The following is a 13,157-nucleotide window of genomic DNA, read 5'->3' as shown; positions in this document are numbered from 1 at the left end:
GAGAAAGTGAATCACGAGTTCTAGAGGTCTTTCTCGGCAAGCTTGCGAAACTCATCGGGGACCGAACGAACAGCCTCCAGCGCCGCCGAACCGTATCCGATCGCGTCCCAGCCAAAGCGATCGCGGATCCTGTCGATGGCACGGTCTGCCGCCCAGCGGGCCATCCCCGGCCGACTTCCAGGGCGAAGTGCTTCATCGGCCAGTCCGAGCGGGAGGTCGAGAGCAAGATCCCAGTGTTCCTCGAGGTGCGACACCGAGATAGCCAGCAGCGAGATGATCTTCTCGCCCGGGTGGTCAGCGAGCGCAGCACGTACCAGACTTTCGGCGAGGCGGGCCAGGATCATTGTCGTGCACACCGGCGCATCGAGCGTCATCGCGCGCGTCACCGACTTCAGGTCGGCGAAACGAACGCGTACTGTCACAGTACGTCCAGGCCGGGATTTGGCCCGAAGCCGCGTGGCGACGCGGTCGGCGAGATGAAGCAGCGTTGGCCGAATGACTTGCTCGATCGCGGGCTTTCGGCCAAGCGCCGATTGTGCTCCTGCCGATCGCGCACGGCGGTGCGGCTTGAGTTGTCGTGGATCGCGATTCCAGGCCAAGGCTGCGAGCTTCTCGCCCGCCGCGGGACCGAGCAACCTTGCCAACGACCATTCCGACAATTTGGCAAGCTGTCCGATTGTCGAAACGCCGATCGCCGCCAGCCGCGTCCGGGTGACCGGCCCCACACCCCACATCAGTTCAACCGGCAAATCGTGAAGGAATTTCAGCTCGGCGTCGGGATCAACCACGACAAGCCCGTCGGGCTTTGCGACCTGCGAGGCGATCTTTGCAAGATGCTTGGTGCGTGCGACGCCCACCGAGATCGGCAGGCCGAGCTCGGTGCGCACGCGCCGCCGGATCGCCGCGGCTATTTCGGCGGGCGTTCCGAACAGGTGCGTGCAGCCGGCAACGTCGGCGAACGCCTCATCGATCGAAATGCGCTCGACCAGCGGTGTGAAATCGCCGATCACCTTGATCGCCGCATCACCCAGCCGCTGGTAGTCGCTGAAATGGCCGCCGACAAAAATGAGCTGCGGGCACAGCTCGCGCGCTTCCCGTCCCGACATGCCGCCACGCACGCCGAAGGCCTTCGCCTCGTAGGACGCGGCAAGCACAACCCCGCCCCCAACGGCGATCGGCCTGCCTCGCAGCGTTGGCTCAAGCAGCTGCTCGACCGACGCGTAAAATGCATCGAGGTCGGCGTGAAGGATCGTCGTTGCCGTTGCCATCTCAACCCGTTCACCCCGGCCTCCGACCGAAATTGGTCGATCTCGGATACGGGAATTGACCATAGAACAAAACACGAACAATATGAACCGGTATTCTCTGTGCTCGCTTGCGGCATGACTGATGTCAGTCCGTCTTTGCGCCTTATTGATCGCTCGCGGATGGCGTGCCTGTCGGAGCGCGTCGGTTGACGGACAAGCTCTTTGGGGTTGATATCCTCAAATGAACGATCACGCTCATCAGGTGGACTTTCAGGCCGCGGCCTCGCTTTACAAGTGGCCGTCTCTGAACAATTCCAGGCGAGAGGACCGGACGCCCTATATGGTCGTCAACGGGACGCTCGACCAATGCATTCGCGATTTCATGGACAAGCCTGAGAAGACGCGACACCTCTATGAGATCCGGACCAGGTCGCAGCCTCCGCTCGTCCCCGATGTGCTGTCGCCGGAGCATGTGCTCGAGCTCTCCAGGCTGCGCGAATTTCTCTGAAGCGCTTCAGCCCACGCGATCCTGACGCATCCCGTTGCAGGCGGACTTATCCATCTGTTGCGCGCCTGGCGGCGGATTGTTTGCCTATGCGAGAGCCGTTACACTCCCTCGACTCTCCGGCTGACGGGGCATCGAGAGGCGCTGCATGAAGTTCAATCTGGCGATCCTGAGCGTGCTGGCCGCAAGGCCCGAGCAACGGATCCCGCTTGATGAAGTCAGCCGCGAAGTCAAGCGCATGATCGCAGCGGGCGACGGAGCCACGCAGTTGAAGCGCTCGTCCGAGCTGGGCGACGCTGACGTCTTCGAAGCCGGATTAGCTTCGATCAATGACGCCGGTCTGCAGATCACCGGCTCCGGCCTCTCGCTATGGCACTCACTCGAAGCTTCACGTGGCGAACGGCAGCGCATCGAGCAAGAATCCAATGAACGGCAAGAGCGCCCGGACACCGTTGTTGCCGACACGCGCGATGCGCTAAGCGGTGCGGTCGTCGACCGGACCGATGACATTGATGCCGCACCCGAACCACGCGCCGATGTTCCGATCGTATTCGAGCCGGCCTTTGGCTCGGTTCACGATACGAATCGAAGCGATGCCCGGCTATCGCGACTCGTCGGATTGCTCGCCAGCAGCATGCCGAAGTTCGCTCGCCGGCGGCGGCGGCGTTCCTCGGACGGCATGGCAGATCGCAAGGCCGGCGATCGGGTTGGCGTGACGGGGTTCGCCGTCGCATGTCTCAGCCTGATCGCGGTCGTTGCGTGCGTTGCCGCAGCGATTGCGCTCGGCCAGAACTCCACCCTGAAGTCGGACATTGCCACGCTGCGCCGGGAGCTGGTTCCGCTGCGAGAACGTCTCGCAAGACTCGAACAGATCGAAACCGTGAAGCGCGACGCCGCCCAACAGGAAGCGGCGCAAGACAAGGCGGAGGCAGAGAAGAAGGCGCTTGACGCCGCCGCCCAACAGGCCGCGCTCAACCTCTCGCGGGAAGAGATTCAGTTGGTCAGGGAGTACATCAAGGCCGCGCCTTCGGCCGGCGCCGGCGGGCCGCCGGTCAACGTCGGCGATCCCATCACCGGCGGAATGATTCCGCTGCCGTCATCGCTGACGGAGAAAGTGCCGCGGCTGATCGGTGCGAAATTTGCGACCCGCAACGGCGCGATCATCATCAGCACACGAAACAGCCGCCGCGTCGATGCAGTGCTGACGGCGAACTAGCAGAACACGGCAGTCGCCCCGCGGCCAACGAACGGTTGAAGGACATGATCAGTCACGTGGCGCTCGTCTTGATGCGATGGACGGCACCCACTGCATCAACCTATCGCGGTTCTGACTTCTTGCCGACGATCCACCTCACGATTGGCCACCCCACCAGGAAAGCTGATGCGACGACGCCAGCCATTCTTATGACCAGGGTGCCGTAATCTTGATCGAGGAAGAATGGACGTCGGTCATAGAAGATGAACACGAGTATGACGCTGAGCGCGCAGCAAAGGGCCGTTAGCAACCGAGCAACCTGTCCTTCCAGATAGCTGAGGCGCTCGTCGAGTTTGTCGTTATCCACCGTTCCCCCCCCCCGTTGGTTCGGGCTTTTTCGGCTTCCATGCCTAGCCGCTCCAGACGTCCGCCATTTTGGTCCGTCGGTGAGATGGTCTGCCAGCGGAAAATCGCTACTTTTTCCGACCCCGTGATCTTACGGATTGGCCATGCCCCTACAAGCGAGATCATCGGTCGATTCGCACGTTCAAGGCAGTCGCCCTACCTTTGGCTCACGCCGATTGATATCCCGCCGGAAGTTGCCCGCCCGTTTTCGGTGGACATGCAGGCCTATCGCGCCGAGCAGGATGATATCCGCTGCGACGGGCTAGCGGTCGGCACCAGTTTCGGCTGAGTGAGGTGAATGGAGTTGTTTGAGCCATTGCGGTGAGAGCAACAGACCGCGAATCGACACGCACTTTCCTGCCTGCCTGGGTTGGGATACGCTGCCCCCTTATTTTATGGGAATTTCAATGAACCGCTCAGTAGAGCTCGTGAAAATCCATCAGATTGAGCAGAGCAGTCCCGTGCAAGATCCCTCTCCGCGGCCGGAGCTGCGGGCGCTAACGGGACTTCGCGGGTTGGCCGCGATGGCTGTCGCTCTTGCACATTTTCAGAACACCATTCCCGCCTACTCCGGCACCCCTTTCATGTGGCACAACGCCGTCGATCTGTTCTTTTGCCTTAGCGGCTTCACCCTGTCCTACGTCTACAATCGGGAGACGTTCAGGTTTTCGAGTTACCTGACAGCTCGCATCGCTCGGATTTACCCGTTGTATCTGGTCTGCTTGATCGCAGCCGGCGTTCTCTACGTCTGGCCCTTTGTCGTCGATCCGATCAGCTACCCCTTCGGCACCTCGTTGTCGGATTTCACATTGCAGCTCGCCATGTTGAATGCGTGGCCGGTGATCGGCTCAGGCGTCCATTGGGACACTCCGGCGTGGTCCCTGTCTGTCGAATGGTTCTGCTACCTGGTGTTGTTCCCTATTCTGCTCTTCCAGAAGGCGCTACCGTCAACATCAACCAGGTTGCTCTGCATTGTCGTCACGACATCCGCTTCCTTTTTCTTGTTCACGTTTTTCTATGATGATCTCCTGGTCACTCCGCAGCTCCACGTTCCAAAGAGCCAATGGAGTGACTCGATAGCCCTGGCTCGTGGGGTGTTGGGATTCACAGCCGGGTGGGCTGCGTTCGCAAGCTTCCAGAAGCGCGACGGGCTTTATGTGGCCTCCACAAAATTTGCGACATTGATCTGGTGCGGAATCGCATTCGTTGTGGTGCTGGCGTATTGCGGACTTGCCAATTCACACGCGCTGATAGTCGTCTATCCCTTCGTCGTACTTGCAGCAACGGACCCGACTTCAATCACGTCGCGGTTGCTCGGCTCGAAGCCGCTGCATTTCCTCGGGGTGATTTCGTACTCGATCTACATGACCCACTTCGTCATTTTCCTCGGCGCGATCGCCTTGTTCGGCGAGCCTGCCGCCTGGCCGCTCGCAGTTTATGTCATGCTGGCTGCAGCGACAGCTGCCGTGCCCGTTGGCACTTACTTTGCGATTGAGATGCCAGCCCGCAACGCCCTTCGTGGCATCCAATTCCGTCATGTTCCAATTTGAGCAGGATCCGGCCAATCAGCGCTGGTCGGCCCAGATACCGACGATCGACGAATGAAGGACGAGCAGATTTCCTGAACCACGTGATTATGCTACCTTGAACGTGTTTTTCATTGGGTACCGTAGCGAGTATCGCGGCGATTTCGAAGCTTCTTCGGTTTTTGTCACTAGCAATTTCAACGCGTCAATTTGGCACCGCGTGCCGCACACAAGTCAGAATCTCCATGTCCATCGATGACCAGGTCAATCTTCGAGCGATATCCGTGCGGACCGTGCGCTTTGCGCCACTGGTGTATCCCGTGGCGCTGTTCCTCTCGGCGTTGTTGCTGTTCGCGATCCAGCCGATGTTTGCAAAGATGGTGCTGCCGCGGCTCGGCGGCGCGGCCGCGATCTGGTCGGTCGCAATGGTCTTCTTCCAGTCGGCACTGTTGCTGGGCTACGCCTATGCGCACCTGCTCTGCCGCATGCTCTCGCCGGGTCTCTCGGCCCTCGTCCATCTTGGCCTGCTGGCGATTGCCGCCACGACATTGCCGATCCGCATTGCTTACGGCTTCGAAGCACCGCCGCAGGGAGGGCTCGAACTCTGGCTCCTGACATTGTTTGCCGCATCGATCGGCCTGCCGTTCGTCGCGCTCGCCGCGACCGCCCCCCTGCTGCAGAACTGGTTCGCAGCGAGCGGTCATCCCCACGCGGCAAACCCCTATTTGCTCTATGCCGCGTCCAACCTGGGGTCGTTCGCGGCCCTCATGACTTATCCCTTCATCGTCGAGCCGCTGGCCACGCTGCACTCGCAGGTTCAGGCGTGGTCGGTCGGCTATTTCCTCCTGGTCCTGCTGATTGCGACGGCGGCGGTGATGGTCGCCCGCGCGGACAAGCCTGCGATCCGTGAGACAACCGCGGACACGACCGCCGCTTCCAAAATCGCCGAACGCGCGATGTGGACCGTGCTCGCCGCGATCCCTGCGGGCCTCGTGGTCGCGGTCACGGCGGCGATCTCGGTCGATCTTGCGGCAGCGCCATTCCTGTGGGTTCTGCCGCTATCGCTCTACCTCCTGACCTTCGTGGCGATCTTCCGCGACCGTGCCTGGGTGGCGCATGAGCGGGTATTGCGCCTGGTACCGTTCGCCACGGTGGCTGTGATCGTCACTGCGTCGGCGCTGGCTCGGCCGTATTTGAGTGCGCTGCTGATGATGCATCTGGCGGCCTTCTTCGTGCTTGCGCTGGCGTGCCATGGCGAGCTTTATCGCCGCCGACCGGCGCCGGCGCGGCTGACGGAATTCTATTTGTGGACCTCGTTCGGCGGGATGATCGGTGGAATCTTCGCCGGGCTAATCGCGCCGCATACGTTCAACGGCGTCGCCGAATACCCCATCCTTGTCCTTGCAGTGCTACTGGCAATGCCCGGTGCGTTTGCCGGCGGGCCAGGCCGGTTCCTGCGGCATGGCAGCCCCGGTCTCGTATTGGCAGCGGCGATCGTCGCCATCATGTGGCTCCGCGTTCGCATGCCGGCCGGCGCCGTGGTGCCAACCGAAATCGCGCTCATCGTCCTCGCTGGCGCCATGCTGCTGCTGCGACGGCAACCGGCGCTGTTCTTCGGCCTGGCGGCGCTCGCCTTCGCGATTGCCAAGCTCGATCCGCTGCTCTCGCCGATCGAGCAAGTCCGCAGTTTCTTCGGCGTGCATCGCGTGGTCGAGGACCCCGCGGGGAGAGTCCGTCTCCTGATGCACGGAACGACCGCGCATGGTGCCGAACGCGTTCGCAACAACGACGGGACGCCGGTGCGCGGCCGTCCCGAACCGACGATGTATTATTATTTCGGCGGGCCGATCGGCGACGCCATCGCAGCGGCCCGCGCCGCGCAGGGACGGCTGGCGCGCGTTGCGGCCGTTGGGCTCGGCACCGGCAGTCTCGCCTGTCATCGGCAGGACGGCGAGGCATGGACGTTCTTCGAACTCGATCCGCATGTGGCCCGCATCGCACGCGACCCGGCTCTGTTCCGCTTCCTGTCGGAATGCGGCCCGGACATGCGCATCGTGCTCGGGGACGCGAGGCTGACGCTCACGGCATCACCGGAGCACTATGATCTCATCGTGCTCGACGCGTTCTCCTCCGACGCAATTCCAGTGCACCTGCTCACGCGCGAGGCGTTCGCCGGATATCTGTCTCACCTGACCGCGCACGGCGTCATCGTGGTGCACATCTCGAACCAGCATATGTCGCTGTGGGGGCCGACAGCCGCGGTTGGCGCAGCGGAGGGCCTCGTCGCTTTCGGCAAGGATGAAACTCCAACGAACCACGGCGACGACGATATGCGGACGCGCACACAGGTGGTCGTGCTTGCTCGGGACGTGCAGGATCTCGGCGATTTGCCGGCGCAGCCGGGATGGAAGCGCCTCGATCCCAACGCACGCACGGCCTGGACCGATGACTATGCCAACGTCCTAGGCGCCGTTATCGACCGGAAGTTCAGGCGCTGATCAGGCTTCGGTTGCCGCAGCCGTCCGGCGGGGCCGCAGCCACCTGCCCAAGGCACCAATTTCCCGTCCCACGGCCTGGAAATAAAGCAGGTGCGTGATCGCAAAGGACAGAAGGCAAGCCCCAAGAATGGTCGCCATGACGTACAGGCCGGCACCGGTCGGGACCGCGATCGGTCCAAGCGATGCTTGCGCCGTGGTCGGCACGCCGGACTGCCAGGCGAAGAGCAGAAATCCCGCATAGCCTGCGCTCAGGTGCGTTGCGATGGTGAACGCGGGCCTGGCCTTGGCTGCAAGCCCGAGGCAGGCCAGCAGGAACAGCGGCAGCGCGACGCCGAAGAGCTGGAAACCGTCGATCCCGACAATCTCGCTGAGCAATGCGTGGCTGCGCTGGAAGATGCCGAAGACCCGGAGATTGACGAACCAGAGCAGTTCGGAGCTCGGCGCATATTGCAGGGCCTGCACCGCCAGTTCGGCGCCAAGGGTCGCCGCGAACAGCACGCACGGACCCAGGAATTGCAGCTTGAAAAGGCGGTTCATGAAACAAGCCATACGTATGAAAACGTCTGGCTTGTCTTAGTTCCAAAGCATTTAACTTGTCTTAACGCGGCCCCGGACCGGACCAGCCAAACACAAAAACATCATTAAAATCAGACTACTGCGGCAAGGTTCTCAGCTTATGGCTGATTGTTCGGCGGCCTCTCGATGAACTTCCGGCTGCCGTTGAGGAGCTCGAGGTTGTTGGCGATGACGGGGTTGCCCGGATCGAGCGAATACGCCTTCTCGAACTTCTTCCGCGCGCCACTCAGATTGCCGCGCAGCATGAGAGAGTATCCTTGGTCGTTGAGGATTTGGACCGTCTCACCGCCGAGGCGGATCGCCTGGGCATAGGCCTGATCCGCAAGATCGAAGCGGCGGATCCGATCATAGCTCGCCGCGAGCCCGACCCAAGCCGTCACGTCCTTCGGCGCTTTCTCGACGGCGTCCTTGAAATAGCGCTGGGCTATCCCGTAGTTGCCGCGGTTGTAATGCTCCAGCCCCAGCCGCACCGGCTCGTCAGAGGGATAATATTTGACGTCGGTCGGCTCCTGCACCGGGTCGCCGCCTGGCGGATCCACCGGCGCAACGATCGCGGCTTCCCGCGTCGTGTAGTCGCAGGCCCCAAGGCCGGTCGCCATACAGCAACAGATCAACGCTGGAGCGAGACGATGCAATCCTCGCCCCGTTCCCCAATTCCAGCGCATCTCTTGCACCATTCGAAAGATCATCGCGAAACTACCTACAAAAACAGACCGCGCGACCGAACACAGTCTGCGCCAGAACCCAACGTCACAGCCTCACGTCCAAACTCTCTGTCCCAGCAGACGGACTTACCCGAGAGGCTGAACCTTCAGCTGGTTACCTGCCTCCTCCGCCTACCCCGACCGCCACCGATCCTCCGGTCCCCGCCCCCAATCCGGTTGTGTTGACGTTCTGAATTGTGGTGACGGGCGGCGCCTGGCCCATCGCTTTGGTCGGTTCGCCCATGTCGGGAAGCTGATCCAGCGGGCGTTGCTGATTGCCATAGCGCGTTATCGCACCGCCCGTACGCCGCGCATCGTACGCAATCCTGCGATCGCCGACATTTGCCGGCCATGGGTGGATCGTGTGGGTGACGGCGTTGACCTCCTTGGCGTTGCCGGCACTCATCGTGATGGTGTCGGAACGCTGGACGTAACGGTCCATCTCGTCATGCCCGTAAACGCCGTAGCAGCCGCCGAGCAGGAAGGGGGCGAGCAAAGCCAGATATCTGATGGTCATCTCTCGCCTCCTCTAGTTCAGGGTTTTCACGACCGGCTGGTTTGCACCAACGGCCGGGGGCGGAGCGCGTACGACCGCATCGGGCGCGATGATGTGGCCATAGGGTCCCTTCACCTCGCCGCCGGAATTGACGTAGTCGTCGTAGCGCTTGCGGACTTCCATCTGGCCGTTGAGGAAGAAATCGACATCGTTGGCCGGCAAGCGGGAGTCGAGCGGCGACGCCAGTTGCTGGCCGGGTGCCGCCGGCGCGACCAGGCGCGGCGTCACGATGATCACGAGATCGGTTTCTTCCTGCTGATAGGATTTGCTGCTGAACAAGGTTCCAATCACGGGCACCGAGCCGATCCAGGGCAGTTGCGAGACGTCCTGCCGGTTGCGGGTCTGCAGCAGGCCGGCGATCGCAAAACTCTGGCCGTCGCGCAGTTCGACGGTGGTGCGCGCGTCTCGGCGGGTCAGCGATGGAACGCTCGTGCCCTGGATCGTGATCGCGTTGGCGAAATCAAGCTCGCTGACCGAGGGCTCGACCCGGAGGTTGATCACGCCGCGCGAGAGCACGGTGGGCACGAAAGCCAGCTCGACACCGAACTTCTTGTATTCGATCGTCACCGTGGGAAAGCCGGCGGTCGTGTTGCTCGGAATCGGCACCGGAAACTCGCCGCCGGCCAGGAAGCGCGCGGCATCGCCGGAAAGCGTGGTCAGGTTCGGCTCCGCCAGCCGGCGCGCCAGTCCCTTCGTTTCCAGTGCAGTAATCAGCAGGTCCACTGAACTGCCGTTGCTGGTCCTCAAGATGCTGGTCAGCAGGCTTCCGAACGGGGCCGGAGCTACGCCGCCGGCGGCGCCAATGAGCGTCTGCGCCGTTCCAAGCAGGGGCAGGCTGCCTGTGGGGGCGGACCCGACAGGACTGCCACCAGCGCCCAGGACTGGATTGGTGGCGGTATTGATACCACCGATCGGCGCTCGACCCACGCCCGGGCTCGCGATGCCGCCCAGCCCTGTATTCGCGACATTGGTGCCGTTGGCGTTCGCCGCAAAGAGGTTCACGCCGAGGTCACGGCCCGCCGTCCGGGCGACCTCGAGGAAGCGCACCTCGAGCATCACCTGCTGCGGCGCAGCGACGCTCATGGCATTGACGACGATGCCGCCATCGGGAACGCTGCCCTTGGCGATCGTCATCGCCTTCTCCGCGGCGACCGCATCGGCGGCCATTCCGCTCAGCACCACCTGGCCTTCGGAGGCAGACACGCGAATGCCGCGCGTACCGGTGCCGGCCTGAATGTTCTGCTGCAGATTGCCGATGTCGAGCGTGACTTCGACATCGAGAATGCCGATCTGCTTCATCGAGCTGTCGAACAGGATGACGTTGGTAGTGCCGGTCTTCTTGCCCTGGACGTAGATGAGGTGGTCGCTGAGCGACTTCACGTCGACGACATCAGGCGAGCCCGCAACGATCGTCGAAAATGCCGTATCGACCCTGAAGGTTCGCGACTTGTTGAGGGTCACCTTGACGCGCTGGACGTCGTTCATCTCGCTGACGAACACGCCGCTGCTGGAAGAGCCCCGACGCTCTGCCGCCTTCGCGCGATCAGCGGAAGGGAAAAAGGCAAGCGCAGCGCCTAGAGCCACCAGGCTAAAGGCGAAACAACCACGTTCCGCGCTACCCCACACGCGACCGCCACTCATTTCGAATCCCCTCCGCCGCGCACCTCGCGGCAATTCCGTAACTTTACGGCCCTCAGCGTTCTGGCAACTCTCCTTCGCCCACCACGCCACAGAGCTTACAATGTGTCCGACTACAAATAGTTACTTGCAAATTCCTATTCCTGGCGCGCCGGGCAAGGAGCCCACCCAGCCCGAGACCCCGCCTCGGGGCACCCGCCAGCCGCAAAAACGCGGTCTGGAGATCATCCCCCGCCGCACGCTTCGATTGCAAGGAAAGACCTTCGGGAAGATGTGGCAGCGCCGGAGAAAACTCCCCGATGTTGCCAGCGCGCACCACTTTAGGGCCTGTCTGGCGGTGCCCACACCCTCGCCGACCGACCACCGTCAAGCGCGGCGGGCGGCCGGCGCAGCAACCATGCCAATTTGTCGCAACGAATCGTCGGCCGGAGTGCCGATGTTGTCAGCCCAAGGCTGGCAATGGGTCGGGGGCTGGCTCGCCCGTGCTTCCGTGATTCTTGCTTCACCGTGCTTCCGCAGAACCCCGGCAGAAGCACTCTCAGTTTGGTAACGGAATCTGGGTGGAGGCGCTCGGGTTATTGAATGTTGAGGGCCATATGGTTGGAAACATCATGCTGAAACCCGATAGCGATGCCGTAACTGTCACTGCAGAGCTTCCCGTCACCGTGGTCAGTGTAGGCGAGAGACCGTTGGCATACAGGAAGGGGACAAGAGCTCTCTTCTTTGTGTCACTCAGGTAGATGTCACCGCTGCAGGTGACGGTTGTTGTTATCTTGAGTGCGGCGTTTGTGTAGCAGTCGGCGAGCATGGCTGCCCGCGCACCAGCGCCTGCGAGCGACCGCAATGACTGCATCGCGATTGCGTAACGTCCGAGGTCGAAGATGGCGTAGATCAACGTGAAGATCGCGACGGCGACGATGCAAAACTCAAACGCCGCGACGCCGCGCTGATCAAGCTTTCTCATCACTGCACCAGACGCACGGTTTGGACATTAGGCTCTGCTGCCGACCCGGTACCCGAAGAGCCGACACATCCAGAGTTGTCCAGCGTCGTATTGCCTTGGAATGACACAGCGTAGGCTATGACCTGGTAACAACCGGAGCTAGGGGCACCCGACGAGTTGCCTCCGTACGTGACGGGAGCATTCGGAATGTAAACCGTGCCATTGAAATAGCTATTGGAGGTGCCGCTGATGTTGACGCCTTGCTTCGAATAGGCCTCACCATCATAGATGAGAAGCTTGGCCATAAGAGCCTTAACCGATGCCGACAATACCGACGGCCCCGTAGGCGCCGCCATCGCCGTAAGCTTGATCGTGGGGTTTCCCGTAAATTTGAGCGATGTACCACTTCCGAAAAATATCAAGGTAGCCGTTCCCGTTATGGTCGGATTGCCGTTGATAGTAATGTTCCCCGAAAAATAGTACGTGCCGTTTAAGGAGGTGGTGGAGCTGAACGTCGGATTAGTATTGTAACAGCTGCATGTCTCATATGGCTGGGGTGCTGCGTTCTTGATCTGGTTCGCAAAATCTGACGTCTTCAACGCGGACAGCGCCGTGTTGACTGCACTCAGCGGATCAGGGATCGGTTGCTGATAGGTTTGCACGCCTGTGCATTGGCTTCCTCCCGTCTGGGAGCAGCCGCCGACCGTGTAGCTCGGCGCATTCACCGAGATCCCCGAATTGCCGACGAAGCCGATCCCATTTGCCGCTGCACTGTTCGACGAAATGCCGCAGTTTGGCGACGATACGGTGGCGCTACCCTGGAACGTAACAGGGTCCTTCAGCGCTAGCACGCAGGGAGGTTTCGCTAAACCAGCAGCAACACTGGCGACCGCCGTCGCGGCCACGTTGATCGTCGAGAAACCAAGCAACTTAGCGAGGTATGCCGGCTGCTGCTGACTAACGGTAGCCTGGACGAAATTGCCCGCGGTCCCGTTCCACGACGTCAGCGAAGCGACCTGCACGCTCTGTGAGATTCCGCTCGGGAGGCTCGTTGTGCATTTGGAACCAGGATATGACGTGTCGCCCGAATTGCAGAACGCATTTTGAGCTGCACCCTGCCTGCCGCGGTAATCGTAGGGCTGCGAATTGTTGCACATGACGCCAGGCTGTGGAGCGCTGTCGCACGCAAGCCGCAAGCCGCCCGCATAGGCGGCCGCATCAGCCGCCCCCTGCACGCGCTGCTTGGTGACGTACCAAGACCCAGCTTCACCACCGAGTGCCATAAATCCGACCAACGGCACCAAGGCAACGGAGGTTGCGAACGCTACAGACCCTCGACGGCAACGGAGCATGTTAGGCATGGG

The 13,157-nt window shown here is 61.7% G+C and carries 12 protein-coding genes; 4 read left to right on the top strand and 8 right to left on the bottom strand.

The genetic code is table 11. The features are described 5' to 3' along the window. Positions 1 to 20 precede the first annotated feature (20 nt). Positions 21 to 1,268 (bottom strand): DNA polymerase IV, encoded by a 1,248-nt coding sequence (gene dinB / locus HAP48_RS33150; RefSeq protein ID WP_166204058.1) that lies wholly within the window; start codon positions 1,266 to 1,268, stop codon positions 21 to 23. A 220-nt stretch (positions 1,269 to 1,488) separates the two neighbouring features. Here dinB and HAP48_RS33145 point away from each other — a divergent pair, with 220 nt between their 5' ends. Next, on the top strand, positions 1,489 to 1,755 hold the full coding sequence (locus HAP48_RS33145; RefSeq protein WP_166204057.1) for a hypothetical protein: 267 nt from the start codon (positions 1,489 to 1,491) through the stop codon (positions 1,753 to 1,755). A gap of 145 nt (positions 1,756 to 1,900) precedes the next feature. Beyond that, positions 1,901 to 2,968: a hypothetical protein gene (locus tag HAP48_RS33140; RefSeq protein WP_166204056.1), complete on the top strand. Its 1,068-nt coding sequence runs from the start codon at positions 1,901 to 1,903 to the stop codon at positions 2,966 to 2,968. A 100-nt stretch (positions 2,969 to 3,068) separates the two neighbouring features. Here HAP48_RS33140 and HAP48_RS33135 read toward each other — a convergent pair whose 3' ends face one another. After that, positions 3,069 to 3,314 (bottom strand): hypothetical protein, encoded by a 246-nt coding sequence (locus HAP48_RS33135; RefSeq protein WP_166204055.1) that lies wholly within the window; start codon positions 3,312 to 3,314, stop codon positions 3,069 to 3,071. A 445-nt stretch (positions 3,315 to 3,759) separates the two neighbouring features. Here HAP48_RS33135 and HAP48_RS33130 point away from each other — a divergent pair, with 445 nt between their 5' ends. Together HAP48_RS33130 and HAP48_RS33125 are read left to right on the top strand one after the other, a co-directional pair. Then, positions 3,760 to 4,902: an acyltransferase family protein gene (locus tag HAP48_RS33130; RefSeq protein WP_166204054.1), complete on the top strand. Its 1,143-nt coding sequence runs from the start codon at positions 3,760 to 3,762 to the stop codon at positions 4,900 to 4,902. A gap of 221 nt (positions 4,903 to 5,123) precedes the next feature. Then, entirely contained in the window at positions 5,124 to 7,376 is a 2,253-nt protein-coding gene (locus tag HAP48_RS33125; RefSeq protein ID WP_166204053.1) for a spermidine synthase, read from the top strand. Here the strand turns inward: HAP48_RS33125 and HAP48_RS33120 are convergent, their stop codons facing one another. From HAP48_RS33120 to HAP48_RS33095, 6 genes are all read right to left on the bottom strand, one after another. Beyond that, on the bottom strand, positions 7,377 to 7,874 hold the full coding sequence (locus HAP48_RS33120; RefSeq protein ID WP_224496719.1) for a hypothetical protein: 498 nt from the start codon (positions 7,872 to 7,874) through the stop codon (positions 7,377 to 7,379). A gap of 176 nt (positions 7,875 to 8,050) precedes the next feature. After that, positions 8,051 to 8,587 carry a tetratricopeptide repeat protein gene (locus HAP48_RS33115; RefSeq protein ID WP_175612376.1) on the bottom strand — a complete coding sequence of 179 codons (537 nt, stop codon included), beginning with the start codon at positions 8,585 to 8,587 and terminating at the stop codon, positions 8,051 to 8,053. Between the two features lie 184 nt (positions 8,588 to 8,771). Further along, on the bottom strand, positions 8,772 to 9,173 hold the full coding sequence (locus tag HAP48_RS33110) for a hypothetical protein (protein ID WP_166204051.1): 402 nt from the start codon (positions 9,171 to 9,173) through the stop codon (positions 8,772 to 8,774). Between the two features lie 12 nt (positions 9,174 to 9,185). Then, entirely contained in the window at positions 9,186 to 10,853 is a 1,668-nt protein-coding gene (locus tag HAP48_RS33105; RefSeq protein ID WP_166215391.1) for a type II and III secretion system protein family protein, read from the bottom strand. A gap of 535 nt (positions 10,854 to 11,388) precedes the next feature. Then, positions 11,389 to 11,814, bottom strand: a complete 426-nt coding sequence (locus tag HAP48_RS33100) for a TadE/TadG family type IV pilus assembly protein (protein ID WP_210292712.1) — start codon at positions 11,812 to 11,814, stop codon at positions 11,389 to 11,391. Then, complete coding sequence (locus HAP48_RS33095) at positions 11,814 to 13,145, bottom strand: pilus assembly protein TadG-related protein (protein ID WP_224497097.1); 1,332 nt, start codon at positions 13,143 to 13,145, stop codon at positions 11,814 to 11,816. The genes HAP48_RS33100 and HAP48_RS33095 overlap by 1 nt, the downstream gene beginning before the upstream one ends. Between the last annotated feature and the right edge of the window lie 12 nt (positions 13,146 to 13,157).

The sequence above is a fragment of the Bradyrhizobium septentrionale genome, assembly GCF_011516645.4.
In the GTDB taxonomy this organism is placed as follows: Bacteria; Pseudomonadota; Alphaproteobacteria; order Rhizobiales; family Xanthobacteraceae; genus Bradyrhizobium; species Bradyrhizobium septentrionale.
The sequence above is the reverse complement of the archived record's forward strand: the minus strand, read 5'-3'. Positions and strand labels throughout refer to the sequence as shown.

Bases quoted from the DNA above. Each gene is read 5' to 3' on its own strand.
- HAP48_RS33140 (WP_166204056.1), top strand. From the start codon at position 1,901: ATGAAGTTCAATCTGGCGATCCTGAGCGTGCTGGCCGCAAGGCCCGAG.
- dinB (WP_166204058.1), bottom strand. From the start codon at position 1,268: ATGGCAACGGCAACGACGATCCTTCACGCCGACCTCGATGCATTTTAC.
- HAP48_RS33095 (WP_224497097.1), bottom strand. From the start codon at position 13,145: ATGCTCCGTTGCCGTCGAGGGTCTGTAGCGTTCGCAACCTCCGTTGCC.
- HAP48_RS33125 (WP_166204053.1), top strand. From the start codon at position 5,124: ATGTCCATCGATGACCAGGTCAATCTTCGAGCGATATCCGTGCGGACC.
- HAP48_RS33105 (WP_166215391.1), bottom strand. From the start codon at position 10,853: ATGAGTGGCGGTCGCGTGTGGGGTAGCGCGGAACGTGGTTGTTTCGCC.
- HAP48_RS33100 (WP_210292712.1), bottom strand. From the start codon at position 11,814: ATGAGAAAGCTTGATCAGCGCGGCGTCGCGGCGTTTGAGTTTTGCATC.
- HAP48_RS33130 (WP_166204054.1), top strand. From the start codon at position 3,760: ATGAACCGCTCAGTAGAGCTCGTGAAAATCCATCAGATTGAGCAGAGC.
- HAP48_RS33145 (WP_166204057.1), top strand. From the start codon at position 1,489: ATGAACGATCACGCTCATCAGGTGGACTTTCAGGCCGCGGCCTCGCTT.
- HAP48_RS33110 (WP_166204051.1), bottom strand. From the start codon at position 9,173: ATGACCATCAGATATCTGGCTTTGCTCGCCCCCTTCCTGCTCGGCGGC.